Source organism: Rhizobium sp. CC1099 (assembly GCF_029714385.1).
Taxonomy (GTDB): domain Bacteria; phylum Pseudomonadota; class Alphaproteobacteria; order Rhizobiales; family Rhizobiaceae; genus Rhizobium.
This window is the reverse complement of record NZ_CP121643.1, coordinates 94,908-114,259: the sequence shown is the minus strand read 5'-3', so window position 1 is coordinate 114,259 and position 19,352 is coordinate 94,908. Positions and strand designations below refer to the sequence as shown.

The following is a 19,352-nucleotide window of genomic DNA, read 5'->3' as shown; positions in this document are numbered from 1 at the left end:
CTCAGCGCGTTAAACTAACATCAGGGCGGCTGACGATGGACCTGCTTATGCAGCACGCGAGGAGGCTGTCACATGTCCTATGCAAATCTTCCCTTACATGCTCTCAGGGCATTCGAAGCAACGATACGGTTGGGGAGCATGACAAAAGCCGCGCAGGAACTCGAAGTGAGCCACGGAGCCATAAGCCGTCATATTCGCGAACTGGAGCGCTTGTACGCGACGAAACTAGTCCGGCGCCTGTCGAAATCATCAGAGCCCACGCCGGCGGGGGCAGAGATGGCGCAGACTTTGAGTGAAGGATTTCGGTCTCTCAGCTTGGCGGTGGCACGTCTGTCTGTTGGCCCCCTGACCCTGTCATGCTCGGCCACGATCATGCAGTACTGGCTGATCCCCAAACTACCTGAATTTCGAACACTATACCCGAACGTACATTTCCGTCTCAACGTAAACTACGGAGAAGTAGATTTTGCCAGAGACGGTATCAGCGTAGCAATTCGAAATACAATGTACAGCCCTCCCGATGATGTCGTGATCCTCGATATGATTGGCGAGGAAATCGGGCCAGTTTGTAGCCCAGAGTATCTGTTGCGCAATCCGTTGGAATCACCTGAGAGTCTTAGATCCGCAAGGATTTTGGGGACCGCGACGCGGAAGGGAGCCTGGGAAGAGTGGCTTTCAGCCGTTCGAAGCGAAAGCTCAGAAATCGAGATCGATGAGGAGTACGAGCATTTTTATCTCATGCTTCAAGCTGCTGCCTTTGGCGCAGGCGTCGCCATTGCTCCGAAATATCTCGTCCAAAGGGAGGTTTCTACAGGACAACTTGTCGCTCCGTTTGGGTTCACCCTCGGGCCGCACAGATTGCAGTTATGGATTGCTCATCACCTAAGGCAAAATCCCGAGCTTAAAACGCTAGCCCGATGGATTGAAGCGAAAATGGTCGGCCCTGAAACGCCAAATGCGCACTAAAAAACCGGGCCGTTGGCAGAGAAGCACAGCAGCTTCCCTTAAGCTCTTGAAGTGATCAGGAGCGTCATGCATTCTGCTTGAACAGATCAGGTTCAGATCACGATACGACTGCTCCCACCCGACCTTCACATATCGCCGCCAACAGCTTCTCGAATTCCGGGCGGACCGGGCCACCTGCGGATCGTCCAAGGTCATCGTCCACGACCTCGACGGTCTCCCAACTTAACTGTCGAGCACGCTCGACTAAGCTGTACTGTCGACTTTGGCTTTCCAGGTTATTGGGAGCCTGGGATGCCGTTGGCCTCCGACGTAGATGAAGGCGCTAAGGCTAAGATGGTCGGCAGTGATATTACTCATAGTTCTCCTCCCTTGTATCATCGACGCACCGCTCCGGGGCAGCTTTGCCGCCGCTTCTGTCACCGGTAGTTGCACGAGTGTTAACTCTTTCCGACGCTGGGTGTCGCTCAGATCCAACGGCCGGACTGCGACGAATAGATCTAATTGTCCGACGGTGACAAAGCGGAGGATGCCTATGCGGCCCTGCTTGCTTGAATTGAACATCCTTGATAGTCGAATTGCGCGTTATGGTTCGCCGACGTGGATGTCGCCATGAAACGCGAAGGCGCCGTTGGCCCGCATCCTGCGAGGCAACGAGACGGGCGGCAAAAAATTCCCACTATCTGATGGATATAAGACCCGAGCTCGCTCGTGGGCGCAGCAAGGAGTGCAAGACAAAGATTAGATCGTTACGACGGTCAACAATCGACACATCCCCGGCCGAACGAATGCTATCGAAAGACATTTAATGCATCGACCCGCTCACCTTCATTTCACCTATCACATTGATGCTCACCTTACTCATTCGCATTAGCTATCACAGCGATCGTTCCTTCGTAATTTCCAGAAGAAAAGAATTCGGGGACACTCCCGCCTGAACCAAAGATGGATAAGGCGCCATGACATATTCTTGCTTCCTCGACCGACTGGCCGGCCTCGACACCAATACAGTCTCAGATGCGTTGGATTTCCTCGATCTCCCGGGTGCAACCGTAGGGCTCCGTCCCCTTTGGGCCTGCCCGAAGATCGTCGGGCGCGCAAGTACGATTCAACTTGGCCCAAAAACGAGCACCGCGCCAACCGTTCACCTCATATCCCCAGTGATCTCACGCATTGAAACGTCTGACCGCGTTCTCGTGATTGCGGGCGGTCAAGACGGCATCTCTTGCTGGGGTGATATTCTTGCGAACGCCGCCAAAACGCGGGGTCTGCGCGGTTCGATCATCGACGGCTTCAGCCGTGACATCGAAGGCAGCGAAGCAATCGATTATCCGGTTTACGGTCGAGGCGTCACAATGGTCAGCGCCCGTAACCGCTTGATCCAACTGCGTTCAGGCGAGCCTGTTAGAATGGCGGGGGTGCTCGTGCACGAGGACGACTACGTGATCGCCGATCGATGCGGCACGGTGTTCGTACCAGCAGCCCGCATCGAGGAGGTGCTCGATCTCGGCGAGCGCATAGCACTCAGACAGGACGGCATGGTAGCCGCCGTGCGCGCAGGCCGTTCCGTCGAACAGGTGATGCACGACAAGGAATTTGAAGCGATCAGACAGGAGCAGGCGAAATGACAGACGAAGATCGTGAACTGGTCAAGCTCTTCGAGGGGCTTGATACCCCTGGCGTCTCCGACGCCCTCGACAAGCTCGGCCTGGGTGGTCACTGCTTTGATGTGATGCCGCTCGCAAATTACAGCCAGGCGATCGTCGGACCGGCCTTTACGGTTAGGTATGTTCCCGCAGCCAATCCGGCTGGAACAGTCGGGGACTTCATCGACGATGTGGCGGAAGGCGACGTGGTTGTCATCGACAATGGCGGCCGCACCGACTGCACAGTCTGGGGCGACATCATGACCCAGTATGCCGGTGCCCGGCGCTTCGCTGCAACAGTCATTGACGGAGTTTGCCGCGACGTTTCGCGGGCGCTCAGCGACAATTACCCTCTCTTCACCCGCGGACGGTTCATGCGCACCGGCAAGGACCGGGTCGAGGTCGGTTCGATCAACGAAGTGGTCTCCATCGGCCAAGCCCGCGTCGTGCCGCGTGATATCGTTGTCGCCGATGCGAACGGTGTCGTTGTCGTGCCTCGCAACCGAGCCCGTGAAGTTGCTGAGATCGCTCGTCGGATCGAAAGCGTCGAGTCGAAAATTCGTGAAGCCATCGCAAACGGGCAAACGCTGAAGCAGTCGCGTGAGGCTTTGGGCTATCATCTCCTCCAGAGGAAGCAGTCATGACCGTCGGTTCTGCAATGACAGAGCTGCCCGCTGATGCGTCATCGCGGGCGCTCGCTTTAGGCACCTCGACACTTTTCGAAGCATCTGGTCTTCCCTGCTCCGTCGATCCAGCAATACGTCCCGTATGGAACGGTGCAGCAGTCGCCGCGCCAATCTATCCTTTGGCCTGCGCACCTGGGGACAATCTCGCCATTCATATCGCTATGGAGCGTGCTCCACGTGGGAGCGTTTTGGTGGTGGCCACGGGGAATTACATTGCGGGCTATTGGGGCGAGGTTCTGACGGTTGCGGCCGAAGCAGTCGGCATTGCGGGGCTTGTTATCGACGGGGGTGTGAGGGATGTGGCCGCACTCGCGGCTCGTCGGTTTCCCGTCTTCTCGCGCGGCATCTCCATGCGTGGCACCATCAAGGCGGGTGTTCCGTCAGTTGGCGCACCACTTCTGTTCGGCGGCGTCGCCGCAGCTGCGGGAGATTTCCTGGTCGCCGACGACGATGGCGTGCTCATACTTCCTAGGAAAGAAGTTGAGCGAACGCTTTCCTATGGCGAAGTTCGTGCAGCAAAAGAGCGCAGCATGATGGAAAAGCTCGCCGCAGGTGAGACGACCCTCGAGTTGATGGGGCTTGGGGCTTGGAGAGACAAAGCATGAGCCATGCTGCCATGCTCAATCGGCACCTTGCCGCGGCCAAACCGTCCGCGACCTATCGGATGATCGACCGGGTTGCAGCACGCCGCGAAACTGGCGCGAAGATTATTTCACTGAGCGCCGGCGAGCCAGACTTCGACACACCGGCTCATATTTGTGATGCCGCTGTATCGGCAATTCGCGCGGGTCATACGCGCTACACGCAAGTGGCGGGGCTCCGCGCTCTGCGCGAGGCGGTGGCGACCAAGTTCCGCAATGAGAACGGGCTAGACGTCTCCTGGCAAGACACGATTGTCTGCAGTGGCGGCAAGCAGGTTATTTTCAATGCGCTGGCAGCGACATTGAACGAAGGTGACGAGGTTATTGTCCCGGCCCCCTATTGGGTGAGCTATCCGGAAATCGTGTCGCTCTGCGGCGCCGTGCCAATTATCATATCCTGCGGCGAAGACACGGGATTCAAGCTCACACCAGCGGCACTAGAAGCAGCAATCACTTCGAAAACCCGTTGGCTCATCCTGAACTCACCATCCAATCCGACAGGCGCGGTCTACAGTCGCGACGAGCTGGCTTTGCTTGCTCACCCGCATGTGCTCATTCTTTCCGATGACATTTACGAGCATCTCATCTTCGACGGCTCAGAGTTTCATACCTTGGCGCAGGTCGAACCGAGGCTCGCGTCCCGAACGCTCACGATGAATGGTGTTTCAAAGGCGTATGCGATGACCGGGTGGCGCATCGGTTTCGGTACAGGCCCGCGCTGGTTGCTCGACGCCATGGAGAAGCTCCAGGGTCAGCAGACCTCCGGGGCTTGTTCGATAGCCCAACATGCAGCAATCGCTGCCCTGACTGGACCACAGTCGTTCATCGAAATGTCGCGCGGTGTTTTCCAGCAACGCCGCGACCTGGCCGTTCGAATGCTGAACGAGACACCCGGCATGCATTGCAATACTCCTGGTGGGGCTTTCTATGCCTTTGCTTCCTGTGCCGGCCTGATAGGACGAACAACACCAGCAGGCAAATTTCTCGAGACAGATGAGGATGTTGCAATCGCACTGCTGGAAGAATGCAACGTCGCGGTCGTGCATGGAAGCGCTTTTGGGCTCGGCCCGTATATCCGGTTCGCCTACGCACTGGATACGGACACACTTCAAGGTGCCTGCGGTGCGATCAGGCGTTTTGTGGACCGTTTGAAGAACTGAGGAGGAGGCGCGTATGCGACTCAAGCGCATGATGATCGTCGATGTGCCGATTATCCTCGACGACGGATCGATCGTCCACTACGAAGGGTATCGCGTACAGAATACCTTGTCGCGAGGGCCTGGAAAGGGTGGCCTCCGCTTTCATCCCTCCGTCACGCTCAACGAGGTCATGGCGCTTGCGTGCTGGATGACGATCAAGAACGCCGCTCTCAATCTGCCCTATGGCGGAGCCAAGGGTGGCATACGCCTCGACCCTCACCAGCACTGCAAGGGCGAGCTCCAGCGCATAACCCGCCGTTACACATCCGAGCTCGGCGGATTCATCGGCCCTGCTCGCGACATACCGGCGCCCGACGTCGGCACGAACGAACAGACGATGGCCTGGATGATGGACACCTATTCCATGAACGTCGGCGGCACTGCCACCGGCGTCGTCACTGGCAAGCCAGTAGCACTCGGCGGATCGCTGGGACGTCACGACGCTACAGGTCGCGGTGTCTTCATCTCAGCGCAGGAGGCTGGCCGTCGGCGCGGCGTCCCTATCAAGGGTGCGCGCGTCGCGGTTCAAGGCTTTGGCAATGTCGGGAGTGTAGCAGCCCGCCTTTTCGAGCAGGCAGGAGCAAGGGTGGTGGCTCTGCAAGACCACTCCGCGACCCTGGTGGACGAAGCCGGAATCAGCATAGCGGCGGCAAGCGAACACGTGGCCAATACTGGACAATTAGCAGGGTTTCTGCCAGGTGCTGAAGCCTCAACTGAGACCTTCTGGCTCGTGCCCAGCGAGTTTCTGGTGCCGGCGGCGCTGGAAGGCCAGCTTCTTCCGGAGCGGGCACGACTTGTCGAAACCAAGATCGTGGTGGAAGGCGCCAACGGACCGACAACACCAGCCGCCGATGATATTCTGAGCGAGCGGGGCATTCTCGTCGTGCCAGATGTTTTGGCCAATGCTGGCGGCGTGACCGTCTCCTATTTCGAATGGGTGCAAGACTTCTCGTCCTTTTTCTGGACTGAAGAAGAAATCAACGCGCGACTTGAGAAGATCATGGTCGGCGCCTTCGATTCTATCTCGTCTGTTGCCGAGGAGCGGAGGATTTCCTTGCGCACGGCCGCCTTCATAGTCGCGTGCGAACGTGTTCTCTCGGCTCGGGAACAGCGCGGCCTCTATCCTTAACACAGTGATTTCGCGCTGCTCAAGCGGCCGCTCATCGACGAATGAGAGAATTGAACGGATGACTCAGCTTTTTCGCAAGACAACGTTTGATCAAAGTCATGCCGGCGCTGATGTGACGGTTTCTGCCCTCCAGCGCGATGGAGACAGAATTCCCTTCTTGTTTCTCCACGGATTTGGATCGACTAAGGAGGACTACGCGGATTTCGTTCGCCAACCGGCCTTTGACGGACATCCCTTCCTCGCCTTCGACGCACCGGGTTGCGGCGAGACGGTCTGTTCCGACCTGTCGAAGATTTCCATGCCTTTCCTCGCAGAGACGGCGCTTCGCGTTGCTGACGCCGCCGGTTTTGATCAGTTCCATCTCGTCGGTCATTCGATGGGAGGCCTGACCGCCCTGGTGCTTGCTCATCAGAACGTAGACCGCATCGTGAGCTTCATTGACATTAAAGGCAATCTCGCCCCGGAGGATTGTTTTCTTTCAAGGCAGATCCTGGATTATCCCAACGCTGACGACGAGCGATTTTTCAACGATTTTGTAGAGCGAACTCACAGCTCGCCGACATTTTCGAGCGCCCTTTATGCTGCCAGCCTTCGCTCTAAGGTGCGCGTGAAGGTCGTGCGCCCGATCTTCGAATCCATGGTCGAATTTTCAGACAATTGGGATCTGCTTCCGAAGTTCCTCAATTTGCCCAGACCGAAGATGTTTATGTTTGGAGAGCAATATGCAACCCTCTCCTATCTGCCGGTTCTGCGGTCAAATGGAGTCCGGCTCGCGGAGATTCCTCACTGCGGTCATTTCCCAATGTATTCAAATCCCCCAGCCATGTGGCGTGAGATCGCCGACTTCATCGCGGCGGTGTAAGAGAACCTCACAATCAACCAACAGGCGCGGTAACGTCACATTTTACATTCATTTCAGGCGCTTTTCGCCCGCTTCTGGCCGCGAGACTTCAACTGTGAAACAACCACGTCGACCATGGGATGAAAGCGGTTCTTGTTCCATGCCAGCGCTGCGGTGACGACCATCACTCTTTCCTTGAGCGGGCGTACCACAACGTTGTCCGGAGCAAGTTTACGCATGGAGGATGGCACGAGCGCCAGCCCCTGGCCGCAACTCACATAGGCAATCTGCGACGCCACCGATCTCACCTCGTGTAGAACGCGAGGCGCGAAGCCGTGCGATCGGCAGACTGAAACCAACATATCGAAATAGACGGGACTCACCTGGCGAGAGGACATGACCAGGTGTTCCGATTCCAGCGATTTTAGGCGGACCCTCGGCAGAGTTGCCAAAGGATGCTCCTTCGGCACCGCAACGGCAAGGCGATCCTCCGTCAGCGGCATGGTGGCAATTCCGCTGCCTAGTTCGCCTTCGAGCCTCACGAAGGCGAGATCAAGCTCTCCGGCTTCCAGCCCAGGGATCGCCTCGACGCTATCGATCTCCCTCACGAAAACCGTGAGGTTCGGGTGGGTTGCTCGAAGCTCGTCGAGCAGAGGTGGGACTGTGTCAAGCATCGCCGACGTGATAGCTCCAACGTGCAGGACCCCACACTGACCGGCGGCAACCTCCCTGACAACGGTCTCAAGTTGCTCAACCTGATGTGCAAACCTTCGGACAGCGGGGAGTATCGCAGCACCAGCTGCGCTTAGCTTGGTGCCACGCCGCGAACGGTCGAACAGTTGCAGCTTAAGTGATTGCTCCAAAACCTTGATTTGCTCGGTGAGCGGTGGCTGGGACATACCGAGACGGCTGGCTGCGCGACCAAAGTGTTCTTCTTCGGCTACCGCGAGAAACATCCATAGTTGGCGAACAAGCCGGAAGTCCACGACGCTCAATTTAAGCCTCCCAAATCAACGACCTATTCCACATCTCATATCACAGGGCTACCAGTATAAAAATATGCAAATCAGGTCTGTTAGTTGATGCTTCCTATGCCAATTGAACCTGCCGTTCAAATCTGCGCACGCCTGGCCCTGTCCCGATAATTACAAAAGCTACTACTGATCCACGTATCGAATGGAGGCGAGCGGCCGGTTGACCGCTCGTCTCGATGCAGGGAGAGGAACTGAACCTTGCCGATTTCGAGGGTCCTGGTTGCCAACCGTTGCGAAATCGCCATGCGCGTATTCCGCGTCGCCAACGAACTTGGCATAAAAACGATCGCCATCTGCGCTGAGCCGCTTCAGGGCATTTCCTTGAGTCATGAATTGATTGCTTTCCTTGTGACTGGCCGGGCAAAGAGAGCCCAGCCATCTTTTTTATCGATGAGCAAAATTGCTTTTCCTGCGCCGCCACAAACGAGGACCGGCCGGTCGCGTTGAACATGTTACTGCAACTGGCAAGCCGTTGCCCCTTGCGACCGGCAACAACAGAGACGCCCCTACTCCCTCGCCACTCGACTTCACTGTCGGATGTCATTCAAACTTCAATGGCGGAGCGATTTCGCGGGCTGCGGGGGCACACTGTGCGAATACTCCTGTATTCCGCTTTTCCTATCACAGAGATAAGTCGGTAGAATTTTACATGTGATTGGCAATGAGCAAATGTGCAGAAAAATAACTACAAGGGAACAAAGAATGAGGCTCAAGAGACGCTTATTTTTCCGCTGCTCGGTGTGCAGGAGACTTGTCTAAGCCAGGTCACGCATGGCCGAGCCGACAGTGAACGCTGCAAGAGCGCGTTTCCATAACGTCAAACCCATCTCCAGTCGAAAACCGACAACTCCTATCCGCAGCGACTGCAAAACGCCGTCGGTGCGAATCCATTGCATTAGCCTGCTCAAACCTCACCCACAAACAGGGAGATACGCATGAAATCGATTATTTGCGCCGCCGGCCTAGCGTTGATGGCCAGCACGGCTTCGGCCGAAACCATCAAAGTCGGCCTCCTTTTAGGCTTGACCGGACCGCTTGAGTCGATCGCTCCTCTGCAGGCAAAATCGGCTGAACTAGCGATCGCAGAAATCAACAACTCCAAGGCCTTCTTCAAAGGCAACGTGCTTCAAGCCGTTCGCGGGGATTCTACCTGCACGGACGCCGCCGCTGCAACGGCTGCGGCGCCACGTCTGGTAACTTCGGAAAAAGTTGTCGCCATCGTTGGGGCCGACTGCTCGGGCGTGACGGACATGGCCTATTCGCGCCGGTGAGCTATGACGAGCCCCTCCGCTATACATTTCTCATCTGGGCCATGGTGATTCTTGGCGGCTCCGGTAACAATTGGGGGGCCGTGCTCGGCGCTCTCATCGTTATGCTGATCTGGGGGCAAACCGAAAATCTTGGCCCTGCGGTTTTTCAGCTACTCACTGCTCCACTCGCGGAAGGGCCGCTCAAAGCTCATCTCATCGACGCGGCCGTGCAAATGCGGCTTCCAATGGTCGGGTTGATGCTATTGCTCGTACTGCGCTTCAGTCCGCGTGGACTGCTTCCAGAGAAATGACGGTTGCGATCTTTTCCTTGTTCCGAGGGCTCCACGGGCATCCTTGCAATTCGAAAGAGGTAATGGTCAACTTTCGTATTGATGACCGCTACGACAATTGCCGACAGCTCTAAAATGCGGGCCAGCCAGTCGTCGTTGCTCGAGATGGGAAGCACAGCTTTGGACTTGCGCCAGCTGAAATATTTCGTGTTTGTTGCAGACCTGCAAAGTATCGCGCGGGCATCGACCCATCTAAATGTGGCTGCGCCGGCAATCAGCCGTTCCATTGGCGCCCTTGAAGAAGAAATGAAAACTCCGCTTTTCGAACGGGATGGGCGAGGCATGCGGCTCACTTCCGCAGGACTGCTGCTTCATCGCAGTGCCTCCCAAATTCTACGGGATGTGGAACTTGCCCGCCAAGGTGTCATGGCCGAGGGGAAACACCTAACGGGAGATGTCATCATCGGTGCCACGCCTTCCGTCGTCGCGCTTTCCGGCGCGCAGCTGATCAATGCATGCATGGAAGAACTTCCGCGGGTGAAGCCGCGTTTTCTGGAAGGTTACAGTGCCTATCTGCAGAATTGGGTGGTCACCGGGGCAGTTGACGTGGCGTTTGTCAACGGCCTTCAGCCAGACACACCCCGCCTGTCATGCGAGCGCATCGCCGTCGAGCGTCTTTTCGCGATCTCGGCGCCGGGAGCCTTTGAACAGCATTCTTCCGGCATAACATTGGAACATCTTCTGCAAAGCCGTTTGCTGCTTCCATCCGCCAATAATCCTATACGCGCGTTGATCGACAAGGCTGCCTCAGGGATTGGAGCGCGTGTAGAGGTCATGCTTGAGATTGACTCCGTGGGTCTGCTAAAGGATCTCGCCCACCAAGGCATCGCACCGGCCGTATTGCCTTATGGCGCGATCAAGCGCGAAGTGGAAAGTGGCTTCCTTTCTGCTTGCCCGATCACCGAACCTGAGGTGCGGAGCGACCTGAACCTTCTATATCTGACCGACCGGCCGCCTACACGTGTTGCCTTCGCGGTCATTGCTCTTTTCGTCGATATCCTCCGGCAGATCGTGGACGGCAATGTTCAGCATGGTTTCGTGGAAATCAGCCCGTCGAGGTTTTTAGGGCAGCGTGTGAAAAATCCCAAAGCTGAATTGCCTAAACGGTAATTTGCGGGGTGCTGAATTGCTCCTACCGTTTCCCTCAATTCAAACAAAAATGGGAACACGGATATGCGTATCGGTGCCGATATCGGCGGAACTTTTACTGATATTGTTTTAGTGGACGACCAGTCGGGGCTTTTCCGGCTGGGGAAAGTCCTGACCACGCCCAGTCAGCCTGACGACGGCGTCATCAACGGCATCCGGCAAGTGATGACACGGGATATCCGGGCGGATCACGTGTCCCACGTTGTTCACGGCACCACGCTATTTACCAATGCTCTGATCGAGCGGAAGGGCGCCCTTACTGCCCTGATAACCACGCGCGGCTTCCGCGATTCAATCGAGATCGCGCGTGAACATCGGTACGACATGTACGATCTGCGTCTCAAACGCCCCGCGCCGATCGCCAGGCGCCGCCACCGCTTCGAAATTGCCGAGCGCGTACTCGCCGACGGGACTGTGCGGCGCGTACCCAATGTGAAGGAGATCGAGGCGATTGCCGCCATTATTCAGGAACTTGGTATCGAGGCGGTCGCGGTCTGCTTGATCAATTCCTATCTGTATCCTGAGCATGAGCGCATGGTGGGGGAAATTCTCAACAAAACCCTACCGCATCTCGCCATTACGCTCTCAAGCGACATTTCCCCTGAAATTCGCGAATACGAGCGGACATCGACGGCTCTTTGCAACGTCTATGTCAAAAGTATCGCAGAGAGATACCTGACCCGGTTGGAAGCCCGTACCCGCGAGGCGCTCAGCAAGGAAGCCGGCCTTTACGTCATGCAGTCGAACGGCGGCCTTCTGACGGCAAATCAAGCCATAGAGGCGCCTATCCGCCTGGTGGAATCCGGCCCGGCAGCTGGGGCATTGGCCGCGGCACACTATGCGAAGTCGCTGGGTCTGAAGGACATTCTCTCTTTTGATATGGGCGGCACCACCGCCAAGGCCTGCCTGATCGTCGATGGCGAACCGCTACTTGCTCCCGAATTTGAAGTCGACCGGCAATATCAGTTCAAGAAGGGTAGCGGGCTGCCGGTGAAGGTTCCGGTCATCGAGATGATCGAGATCGGTACGGGCGGTGGTTCCGTCGCCGAAATCGATGCATTGCAACGTCTGAAGGTCGGACCGGAAAGCGCCAGCTCCGTGCCTGGTCCAGCATGCTACGGCCTCGGTGGCATTCGGCCGACCGTCACGGACGCCGATCTTCTTCTCGGCTACCTCAATCCGGATTTCTTCTTGGGTGGCGATATGCGACTGGATCGAGGCGCTGCGGAACGGGCGATTGATTCCGACGTAGGCAATGTGCTTGGGCTCGACACGGAAAGTGCTGCGTGGGGCATCCACCAGCTTGCCAACGAGGCTATGGCCTCAGCGGCCCGCATCCATGCCATCGAGCGGGGCCGTACCATCTCGCAATTTGCCATGTTCGCCTTTGGCGGAGCCGGACCTGTGCATGCCTATGGCGTGGCGCGCATCCTCAAGCTTTCCAAGATAATTTATCCGTTTGGCGCCGGCGTCATGTCGGCGGCCGGATTTCTCACTGCGCCGCTCGCCTTCGATTTTGTCCGCTCGAGCCCAGTACAACTGGAGAAGATCGACTGGGACAGTGTCAACCTCCTGATTGGACAAATGGAGCAGGAAGGACGCTCGCGGCTTTCCGATACGCTCAAGGCTGGCGACGTCTCCTATCGGCGTTGGGCCGACATGCGCTATCGCAAGCAGGGCTTTGATATCCGCGTGCCTATCCCGGACGGCAAGCTCGGTCCGGAAAGTTTGGCGCAGATCACCGCGGAATTCGAACGCGTGTATGAGGAGCTCTATGGTCATATTGTTCCCAATACGCCTGTCGACATCATTTCCTGGCGGGTGATTGCCGCTGGGCCGAAGCCCCGTTTCGATCTTCCCGAAACACCACGCGGTACGAAAACTGCGCTGAAGGGGTATCGCAAGATCTATGTGCCCGACATCGGCTACACCGAGGTGCCCGTCTATGACCGCTACAATCTGAGCGCCGGACAGAAATTTGATGGCCCGGCGGTAATCGAGGAACGCGAGTCGACTGTCATCGTCAACGGACCTGGCCGCATCGGCATAGACGACAATCGCAACCTCATCGTATCCCTGGAGAATGTCTGATGATTTCCGCTGCTCTTGATCCGATCACACTGGACATCATGTGGGGACGGCTGATCGCAACCGTCAATGAACAGGCGGCCGCACTGATGCGCTCCTCCTTCACATCCATCGTGCGCGACGCTGGCGATCTGTCGGCCTGCGTCTTCGATCGCCGCGGAAGAATGGTGGCACAAGCTGTTACTGGCTCCCCCGGCCACATTAATTCCATGGCTACCGGCATGGCGCATATCGTTAAGGAGTTTCCGGTGGACACTCTGGAACAGGGCGACGTCATCATCACCAACGATCCGTGGATCACGGTTTCGCAGTTGCATGATATCACAATCGCCACGCCAGTGTTCCATAAGGGCAAGGTCGTCGCGTTTTTCGCAAATTGCTGCCATGCACTCGACATCGGTGGCCGCGGCCTGTCGGCGGATGCGCGCTCCATTTTCGAAGAGGGGCTCTTTATCCCGATCATGAAGCTTCACAGGGCGGGCAAGCCAGTGGAGGCGCTATATAAGCTGATAGCTTCGAACGTGCGCACTCCCGATGAGGTGATCGGCGATATCCATGCTCAGATCATCGCCAATGAAGTGGGCGGCCGACAGCTGAAATCCTTTCTGCAGGAATTCGATCTGGACGATATCGAAGAAGTCTCGGATGCTATTATTGCCCGCACGGAAAAAGCCATGCGTGCTGCCATCAAGGCGCTCCCGAACGGCGCCCATTCTTTCGACATCACGCTCGACGGCTTTGGCACGCCGATCCATCTGAAGACCAAGGTGACGATTGCCGACGATGAGGTAATTGTCGATTACGAAGGCTCATCCGGTCAGGTGGACCTGGGCATCAACGTCGGCTTCAACTATACCGTCGCCTACACCACCTATGGGGTGAAATGCGCAATCGCACCGACCGTGCCTAACAATGCCGGCTCTTTCGAAACGATCAAGACGGTCGCGGTCAAAGGCTCCATCCTCAATGCGCAGCATCCGGCGCCGGTGGCGGGCCGCCACACCGTCGGCCATTTCCTGCCTTCGGCGATCATGGGTGCACTCTCAGGCATTATGCCCGACAAGGTTATGGCGCCGGGCGCGGATAGCCTTTGGAATACCCATGTCAGCGGGTTCGACGGACGAGACGACTCCTTCTTCTCCTATACGTGGTTTTCGACTGGCGGCACGGGCGCCTTGCAGGGTCAGGATGGTCTGTCGGCGACGTCCTATCCGAGCGGAGTCGCTGGAGTGCCGGCAGAGATTATAGAAGCGTTGACGCCTCTGGTGGTGCTGCAACGGGCTCTAAGGCCCGATTCCGGCGGGGCCGGGGAAAATCGTGGCGGTCTTGGCCAGACGATGGAAATCGAGGTACGCTCCAAACGCCCTTATCTCTTCTCCGGGCTTTACGAGCGGTGTGAATTTCCGGCGCCCGGACTGTACGGCGGTCGCGCAGGTGCGACAGGCAGCGTTTCTGCCTCTAATGGTGAAACCGTAAAGCCCAAGATCAGCCGAATGCTTCCGCCCGATACGATCGTCACGTTGGCCATTCCCGGCGGCGGAGGTTTCGGCGATCCGGCAAAGCGGCCGGAAGAAGTCATTCGCGAGGATCTTCTCGACGGTTACATCACGGTTGAAGGCGCCCGCCGTGACTACGGTTTCCTGCATGCCTGAGGCGTGATCGGCACGCACTGCGAAAGACCGACGCGCTCCGCGACTAGAAAGGAGCGCTTCGGCAAGTTTCCAATCCGCCAGAGGATAATTCTTATGCCGATCGAAACCCGCTATGTGCTTGTGGCATCCATGGACGTGGACCCGGAGTATGAAGAACTCTTCAACGCTGTCTATGATGAGCATGCCGAATATCTGTCTAGCGTGCCAGGCGTGCGCAGCATCACGCGTATGAAAGGCGAACCATTCAGTCTGATCATAGCCTCCGAAGTCAAGGAGCAGCCTGCTCCATCTCCGATATACACGGCCATCTACGAGATCAACAGCCCAGCCGTCCTCAATAGCGTGGAATGGGCAAAAGCCGTGGAGGAAGGACGTTGGGCTACGGAAGTCCGCCCTCATACGCGAAATCGGCAACATGCGGTCTACGAGGTCCGCAGGACCGTCGACGGTATCTGACCGAAATCACACCCGGCTGGATCGGTCAAGGACCGAGACTTCCGCAGCTCATCTCCGACAAGAAACAGACTAGGGGACATCAGAAAAATCTTCCGCGCATGACGTAAAATCCAACATAGAAAAGAGGGAACAATGACTGTCAGTGCAAAAGAATATGAGACAACTTCGTCTACAACGAATGCAGAGACTTCCCATATTGCAACAATGCGTCGCCTGGCATTGGCGAGCATGGTCGGCACCTCGCTTGAGTGGTATGAATTCGTTCTATACAACTCCATGGCGGCGCTTGTCTTCAACAAGCTTTTCTTCCCATCCTATGATCCATTGGTCGGAACAATTCTTGCCTTTTCCACCTATGCCGTCGGTTATATTTCGCGGCCGCTTGGAGGTGTCGTTTTCGGCCGCCTAGGAGACAAATTAGGACGGCGCGCCATTCTGGTTTACACGCTAAGCCTTATGGGCTTTTCAACGCTGCTGATGGGTCTTCTGCCGAGTTACGAGACGATAGGCGTCTGGGCGCCGCTATTGCTTGTGGCTTTGCGTGCGGTGCAGGGCATTGCTCTTGGCGGCGAATGGGCTGGCGCCGTATTGCTCTCCGTGGAACATGGCTCGCCTAGGAATCGCGGCCTCAACGCCTCCTGGACACAGATGGGGCCGTCCGTGGGCACTCTTCTGGCCGCGGGCGCGATCGCCATCATTACCAGTATTCTGACCGACACTGACTTTCTCTCCTGGGGCTGGCGTATTCCGTTTGTCGCAAGCGTGATCCTCGTCATCTTCGGCTTCTGGCTTCGCTGGTCGGTCGAAGAAACCCCTAAATTCCATGAGTTGCAGTCAGGACATGCAACGCCGAAGGCGCCGGTTTCTGAAGTCCTGAAGAACTACTGGCGCAATCTTTTTATTGCCGGCGGAGTACGGATTGGCTCTGACGTCGTCTACGGCATGCTGGCCGTCTTCACTCTGACCTACGTTACCCAGAAACTGGGCTTGGGCAGGCCACTAGCGCTGACTGCCATCCTTATCGGCTCGGCAGTTCACGCGTTCTGCGTTCCCGTCTTTGCCGCACTCTCGGACAGGATCGGCCGGCGGGTGGTTTACGGCTTCGGCGCTGTCGCATCACTCATCTGGTCTTTTGTCATGTTCGGCATGCTTGACACAAAGGCCACCTTCGCGATCATCGCCGCCGTGGTCATCGGGATGGTTTTCCAAGCGGCGATGTTCGGTCCGCAGGCTGCCTTTGTCACCGAGCAGTTTCCAACGCGGGTCCGCTACACCGGCTCATCCCTCGCCTATACCTTCGCAGGCGTTCTGGGCGGCGGTTTCGCACCCCTTATTTTCGTGACACTCCTCAAGGAATATCCAGGCAGCCATGCTATCCCGATTTACGTGACCATCGCTCTGACAATCACCTTGGTCGCGCTTTGGGTCGCGACGGAAAAAGCAGGTCGAGAAATCGATTAAGGCATTCGGCCGGAAAATTGGAGGGCCGAATGCGGATTCGGCCCTTGTGCTGTAATCACCAGCCAGATCCGAGGGGCTGGATGGCGCTCAGTTTGATCGAAGAGGTATTGGTCGCAATACGGATGTGGCCACGAAGTCTATCCGCAAACTCGCTCATGTTGGCTTCCATTTTCTCAACAAGCCGCTCGATGGATTGCGCGTACCGCAGGAGCTCGTTACCGGCCCGCGTGAGATCAACTCCGCGCTGGCGACGGTGGAGCAAAGGCGCACCGATGGACTGCTCGAGGTCTGATATGCGATTGCTGACGGCCGAAGCCGCAATGTTCTGAGTCTCGGCCGCTCGTGCAATGTTCTTATGCAACGCTGCAAGGAAGAGCTGCAACGAATACAGATCATATTTCATGAAGACATCTTACAATCTATGCCCCTTAGATCACCACGCGATCCTATGAACTCAAACATATTGCGATATCTCAACCAGGTTTGCCGTCCGGATCGCGCGCATATACCAATACGATTGACTCTGTGGCACCAGTCCGGGCGACCGGTCCCTCCTCGATACGTATTTTGAGAGAGGACAGGTGTTCGACCACGGCGTCTATAGGTGGGTCGGTTATGAGACAAAGGTCTGCGAGACAGACTTTGGAAATACCTTTCAGCGGTTTCTGCACAGAATGTGGGAGGACTTTTCGCGCTTATCCGTGCGGGAGTATCGCTTTATAGCGCGTAAAACGGATCGGTAGCCTTACCGGCAAGGACGACTGCGAGGGGTATTGGCTGACGCTGATGGCAGACATCAAAATCTGGTTCGGGTCGCCAACTCAAAGTAGCCGCTGCCACCAACCCACGTCGTGCCAGCGTCCAAACTTGCGGCCGACCTCCCGATAGATCCCGACCGAACGAAAACCCATCGTCTGATGCAGTCTAACGCTTGCCTCGTTGGGAAGTGCGATGCCGGCAAAAGCGGCATGGTAGCCCCGCGCCGCTGCAGCGGGCAGCAATTCGCTGTAGAGAAGCCGCCCGATACCTCGACGGTGCGCCCTGTCCGCCACGTAAACGGTCACGTCGACGGAAAAACGATAAGCTGAGCGGGTGCGGTGCTCGCAGGCATAGGCGTAACCGAGCACCTGTCCGTCTTCTTCGGCAACAAGGTAGGGATAGACTGGCGCGATAGTGGCGATTCGTCGTGCCATCTCCGAGATATCAGGCGGGATTTCCTCGAACGAGATAATGGTGTTGGCTACGACTGGCGCGTAGATGGCCTGGATCATCGCCGCATCGCTAACATCCACCTCTCGAACGATCATGGCTTCGCCGCCCCCGCGGCCATGACGGGATTTTTTCAACCTCAGGCCGTATTCGTCACATCGTGATCTTATCAGACAAGCGGGTGTTCGCCAAGGCGGCGAGTTCTTTCGAAAGCTCCGGTAAACGCCGTTCGATGTCTTCGCCATTCTGGTACCAGGACAGCAGCGTTCGAACGGCGAAGGTGTGGCGGAGATCGTGAATCCTGGGACCGTCACGCTCATCCGGATGCCTCAGTCCCCCTGGCGGGTCCAGAGAATAAAGGAGAAGTGTGGGTTGGCATGGATCAGGGCCTTGCCAAGGTCTCCGGCGAAGACGTATTTGCTGATCCGTCTAACCGGATGATCGTCACGCATTGAAGCATATCGCCGAAGCGCCAGCGTTGTACTCGGATGCAACGGAACGATGCGGGTCTTTCCGAACTTCGTCTCACGGATCGTCAGCATCCGACTTCCAGATCGGCGTCCTCACGAAGCAATCGTGCCGCCTCTGAGAAGCGGAGCCCGGTGGATGCCAGCAACCCGAAGAAGTAATGATATGTCGCCCCTCGGAAGCTTCCAGGATGCAGGTCGAGCATCGACTTCAGGAGATCGGCGATTTGCTCGTCTGAATAAATGAAAGGACGCGGTCTTCGTTGTGGTGCAAAGATGTGCGATGGCGGAATCTGGGTTTGAGGGTGGACCACCTGGAGGTGGCGGGCAAAAGCTCTGACCGTCGAAAGGCGCGACGACCACGTTGCGGGACCACATTGGTGGCTTGCCCATTCCACCGCAATCTTCGCGGTGACCCGCAGTTTGCCACGCGCAGTCGCGTATCTCACAAAGTTGCGCAGACGGCTCGATTGAGTTTGGAGCTTGAACCCGAGTGAGCGCCTTAACGTCAGATATTGTTCAAGGGCATCGGACATGTCCCTCATAGAACCGCTCCTGCCCATGGCCGTGAGAGGGAGCGCAGGCCCTCGATATCGAACTTCTCATATATTCTGGTGTATTAGGGTCGTTGTGGCGGAGGAGCTGGGCAAGCGCCCACGCCAGACCTGATCGCAATCGTGGCGAAGGTGTGCCTGAAAATATGCGCATGGTGAGACCGCGTGCCCGAAATCCTCGCGCGCTTCAGCGCCCTGCGTGCAATCAGGATGACGGGCGTGGCCGTCTCGAAAGGTGTGCGTGGGGTTTGCACCCTGTGAAAGATGGGCGCGTGACCCAGATGTTGGACGTCCATGCTAGTCCGATATTGCCGCTCCGACATCCTTTGGAAGCGGCATGGTTGCAACCCTGCCGCCTTTGCCGTTCACACGCAGAGCCCTGATCGCCAGTCGATGTGATCGCGGTAGCTGACGCCATACCGACAATACCAGCGGACTGCCCAAAGGATAATCTCACCCTGAAAATGCCGCCACTTGAAATCATGGGGACCAGCTCATCCGCGTTGAATCATGGCGGAGCGCTCAGGATCAAGGAATATTGGCCGCAGCAAACCTCTTGGGCGGTAAACGCCATTCT

General features: G+C 57.0%; 18 protein-coding genes and 2 pseudogenes. 13 read left to right on the top strand and 7 right to left on the bottom strand.

The genetic code is table 11. The annotated features are described in order from the left end of the window. The first annotated feature begins 72 nt into the window (after positions 1–72). From QA644_RS33940 to QA644_RS33910, 7 genes are all read left to right on the top strand, one after another. Positions 73–966: a LysR substrate-binding domain-containing protein gene (locus tag QA644_RS33940; protein ID WP_283074299.1), complete on the top strand. Its 894-nt coding sequence runs from the start codon at positions 73–75 to the stop codon at positions 964–966. A 956-nt stretch (positions 967–1,922) separates the two neighbouring features. Continuing rightward, positions 1,923–2,591 (top strand): RraA family protein, encoded by a 669-nt coding sequence (locus tag QA644_RS33935; RefSeq protein WP_283074298.1) that lies wholly within the window; start codon positions 1,923–1,925, stop codon positions 2,589–2,591. Then, on the top strand, positions 2,588–3,253 hold the full coding sequence (locus QA644_RS33930) for an RraA family protein (protein WP_283074297.1): 666 nt from the start codon (positions 2,588–2,590) through the stop codon (positions 3,251–3,253). The genes QA644_RS33935 and QA644_RS33930 overlap by 4 nt, the downstream gene beginning before the upstream one ends. Further along, positions 3,250–3,900, top strand: a complete 651-nt coding sequence (locus tag QA644_RS33925) for a dimethylmenaquinone methyltransferase (RefSeq protein ID WP_283074296.1) — start codon at positions 3,250–3,252, stop codon at positions 3,898–3,900. The genes QA644_RS33930 and QA644_RS33925 overlap by 4 nt, the downstream gene beginning before the upstream one ends. Beyond that, a complete protein-coding gene (locus QA644_RS33920; RefSeq protein ID WP_283074295.1) occupies positions 3,897–5,096 on the top strand; it encodes a pyridoxal phosphate-dependent aminotransferase in 1,200 nt (399 codons plus the stop codon). The genes QA644_RS33925 and QA644_RS33920 overlap by 4 nt, the downstream gene beginning before the upstream one ends. Before the next feature lie 13 nt (positions 5,097–5,109). Beyond that, positions 5,110–6,264 carry a Glu/Leu/Phe/Val dehydrogenase gene (locus QA644_RS33915; RefSeq protein ID WP_283074294.1) on the top strand — a complete coding sequence of 385 codons (1,155 nt, stop codon included), beginning with the start codon at positions 5,110–5,112 and terminating at the stop codon, positions 6,262–6,264. A gap of 58 nt (positions 6,265–6,322) precedes the next feature. After that, positions 6,323–7,126, top strand: coding sequence for an alpha/beta hydrolase (locus QA644_RS33910; protein ID WP_283074293.1), 804 nt, complete (start codon positions 6,323–6,325; stop codon positions 7,124–7,126). Between the two features lie 53 nt (positions 7,127–7,179). Here the strand turns inward: QA644_RS33910 and QA644_RS33905 are convergent, their stop codons facing one another. Continuing rightward, the gene (locus tag QA644_RS33905; RefSeq protein ID WP_283074292.1) at positions 7,180–8,100 is read right to left on the bottom strand and encodes a LysR substrate-binding domain-containing protein; all 921 of its coding nucleotides are present in this window, start codon (positions 8,098–8,100) and stop codon (positions 7,180–7,182) included. A gap of 974 nt (positions 8,101–9,074) precedes the next feature. On the opposite strand from QA644_RS33905, the gene QA644_RS33900 reads away from it, so the two are divergent. The 6 genes from QA644_RS33900 to QA644_RS33870 all read left to right on the top strand — a co-directional run bounded on the left by QA644_RS33900 (position 9,075) and on the right by QA644_RS33870 (position 16,545). Then, positions 9,075–9,410, top strand: coding sequence for an ABC transporter substrate-binding protein (locus tag QA644_RS33900; protein ID WP_283074291.1), 336 nt, complete (start codon positions 9,075–9,077; stop codon positions 9,408–9,410). A gap of 371 nt (positions 9,411–9,781) precedes the next feature. Then, positions 9,782–10,849: a LysR family transcriptional regulator gene (locus tag QA644_RS33890; protein ID WP_283074290.1), complete on the top strand. Its 1,068-nt coding sequence runs from the start codon at positions 9,782–9,784 to the stop codon at positions 10,847–10,849. A 63-nt stretch (positions 10,850–10,912) separates the two neighbouring features. Continuing rightward, on the top strand, positions 10,913–12,979 hold the full coding sequence (locus QA644_RS33885; protein WP_283074289.1) for a hydantoinase/oxoprolinase family protein: 2,067 nt from the start codon (positions 10,913–10,915) through the stop codon (positions 12,977–12,979). Next, positions 12,979–14,628, top strand: a complete 1,650-nt coding sequence (locus tag QA644_RS33880; protein WP_283074288.1) for a hydantoinase B/oxoprolinase family protein — start codon at positions 12,979–12,981, stop codon at positions 14,626–14,628. Before QA644_RS33885 ends, QA644_RS33880 begins: the two co-directional genes overlap by 1 nt. A gap of 93 nt (positions 14,629–14,721) precedes the next feature. After that, positions 14,722–15,084: a hypothetical protein gene (locus QA644_RS33875; protein ID WP_283074287.1), complete on the top strand. Its 363-nt coding sequence runs from the start codon at positions 14,722–14,724 to the stop codon at positions 15,082–15,084. 204 nt (positions 15,085–15,288) lie between these two features. Next, on the top strand, positions 15,289–16,545 hold the full coding sequence (locus QA644_RS33870; RefSeq protein ID WP_283074362.1) for an MFS transporter: 1,257 nt from the start codon (positions 15,289–15,291) through the stop codon (positions 16,543–16,545). Between the two features lie 55 nt (positions 16,546–16,600). Here the strand turns inward: QA644_RS33870 and QA644_RS33865 are convergent, their stop codons facing one another. From QA644_RS33865 to QA644_RS33840, 6 genes and pseudogenes are all read right to left on the bottom strand, one after another. After that, positions 16,601–16,948, bottom strand: a complete 348-nt coding sequence (locus QA644_RS33865) for a LysR family transcriptional regulator (protein WP_283074286.1) — start codon at positions 16,946–16,948, stop codon at positions 16,601–16,603. A gap of 51 nt (positions 16,949–16,999) precedes the next feature. Then, positions 17,000–17,177: pseudogene (locus QA644_RS33860) on the bottom strand (VOC family protein); the annotation flags it as partial. Positions 17,178–17,366: 189 nt separating this feature from the next. Continuing rightward, positions 17,367–17,852, bottom strand: coding sequence for an arsinothricin resistance N-acetyltransferase ArsN1 family B (locus tag QA644_RS33855; RefSeq protein WP_283074285.1), 486 nt, complete (start codon positions 17,850–17,852; stop codon positions 17,367–17,369). A gap of 231 nt (positions 17,853–18,083) precedes the next feature. Further along, positions 18,084–18,296, bottom strand: a complete 213-nt coding sequence (locus tag QA644_RS33850; RefSeq protein ID WP_283074284.1) for a hypothetical protein — start codon at positions 18,294–18,296, stop codon at positions 18,084–18,086. Then, complete coding sequence (locus tag QA644_RS33845) at positions 18,290–18,766, bottom strand: hypothetical protein (protein ID WP_283074283.1); 477 nt, start codon at positions 18,764–18,766, stop codon at positions 18,290–18,292. The genes QA644_RS33850 and QA644_RS33845 overlap by 7 nt, the downstream gene beginning before the upstream one ends. 407 nt (positions 18,767–19,173) lie before the next feature. After that, positions 19,174–19,254 (bottom strand): annotated as a pseudogene (locus QA644_RS33840) (IS6 family transposase); the annotation flags it as partial. Positions 19,255–19,352: the final 98 nt, after the last annotated feature.

Bases quoted from the DNA above. Each gene is read 5' to 3' on its own strand.
- QA644_RS33940 (WP_283074299.1), top strand. From the start codon at position 73: ATGTCCTATGCAAATCTTCCCTTACATGCTCTCAGGGCATTCGAAGCA.
- QA644_RS33935 (WP_283074298.1), top strand. From the start codon at position 1,923: ATGACATATTCTTGCTTCCTCGACCGACTGGCCGGCCTCGACACCAAT.
- QA644_RS33930 (WP_283074297.1), top strand. From the start codon at position 2,588: ATGACAGACGAAGATCGTGAACTGGTCAAGCTCTTCGAGGGGCTTGAT.
- QA644_RS33925 (WP_283074296.1), top strand. From the start codon at position 3,250: ATGACCGTCGGTTCTGCAATGACAGAGCTGCCCGCTGATGCGTCATCG.
- QA644_RS33920 (WP_283074295.1), top strand. From the start codon at position 3,897: ATGAGCCATGCTGCCATGCTCAATCGGCACCTTGCCGCGGCCAAACCG.
- QA644_RS33915 (WP_283074294.1), top strand. From the start codon at position 5,110: ATGCGACTCAAGCGCATGATGATCGTCGATGTGCCGATTATCCTCGAC.
- QA644_RS33910 (WP_283074293.1), top strand. From the start codon at position 6,323: ATGACTCAGCTTTTTCGCAAGACAACGTTTGATCAAAGTCATGCCGGC.
- QA644_RS33900 (WP_283074291.1), top strand. From the start codon at position 9,075: ATGAAATCGATTATTTGCGCCGCCGGCCTAGCGTTGATGGCCAGCACG.
- QA644_RS33890 (WP_283074290.1), top strand. From the start codon at position 9,782: ATGACCGCTACGACAATTGCCGACAGCTCTAAAATGCGGGCCAGCCAG.
- QA644_RS33885 (WP_283074289.1), top strand. From the start codon at position 10,913: ATGCGTATCGGTGCCGATATCGGCGGAACTTTTACTGATATTGTTTTA.
- QA644_RS33880 (WP_283074288.1), top strand. From the start codon at position 12,979: ATGATTTCCGCTGCTCTTGATCCGATCACACTGGACATCATGTGGGGA.
- QA644_RS33875 (WP_283074287.1), top strand. From the start codon at position 14,722: ATGCCGATCGAAACCCGCTATGTGCTTGTGGCATCCATGGACGTGGAC.
- QA644_RS33870 (WP_283074362.1), top strand. From the start codon at position 15,289: ATGCGTCGCCTGGCATTGGCGAGCATGGTCGGCACCTCGCTTGAGTGG.
- QA644_RS33865 (WP_283074286.1), bottom strand. From the start codon at position 16,948: ATGAAATATGATCTGTATTCGTTGCAGCTCTTCCTTGCAGCGTTGCAT.
- QA644_RS33855 (WP_283074285.1), bottom strand. From the start codon at position 17,852: ATGATCGTTCGAGAGGTGGATGTTAGCGATGCGGCGATGATCCAGGCC.
- QA644_RS33850 (WP_283074284.1), bottom strand. From the start codon at position 18,296: ATGCTGACGATCCGTGAGACGAAGTTCGGAAAGACCCGCATCGTTCCG.
- QA644_RS33845 (WP_283074283.1), bottom strand. From the start codon at position 18,766: ATGAGGGACATGTCCGATGCCCTTGAACAATATCTGACGTTAAGGCGC.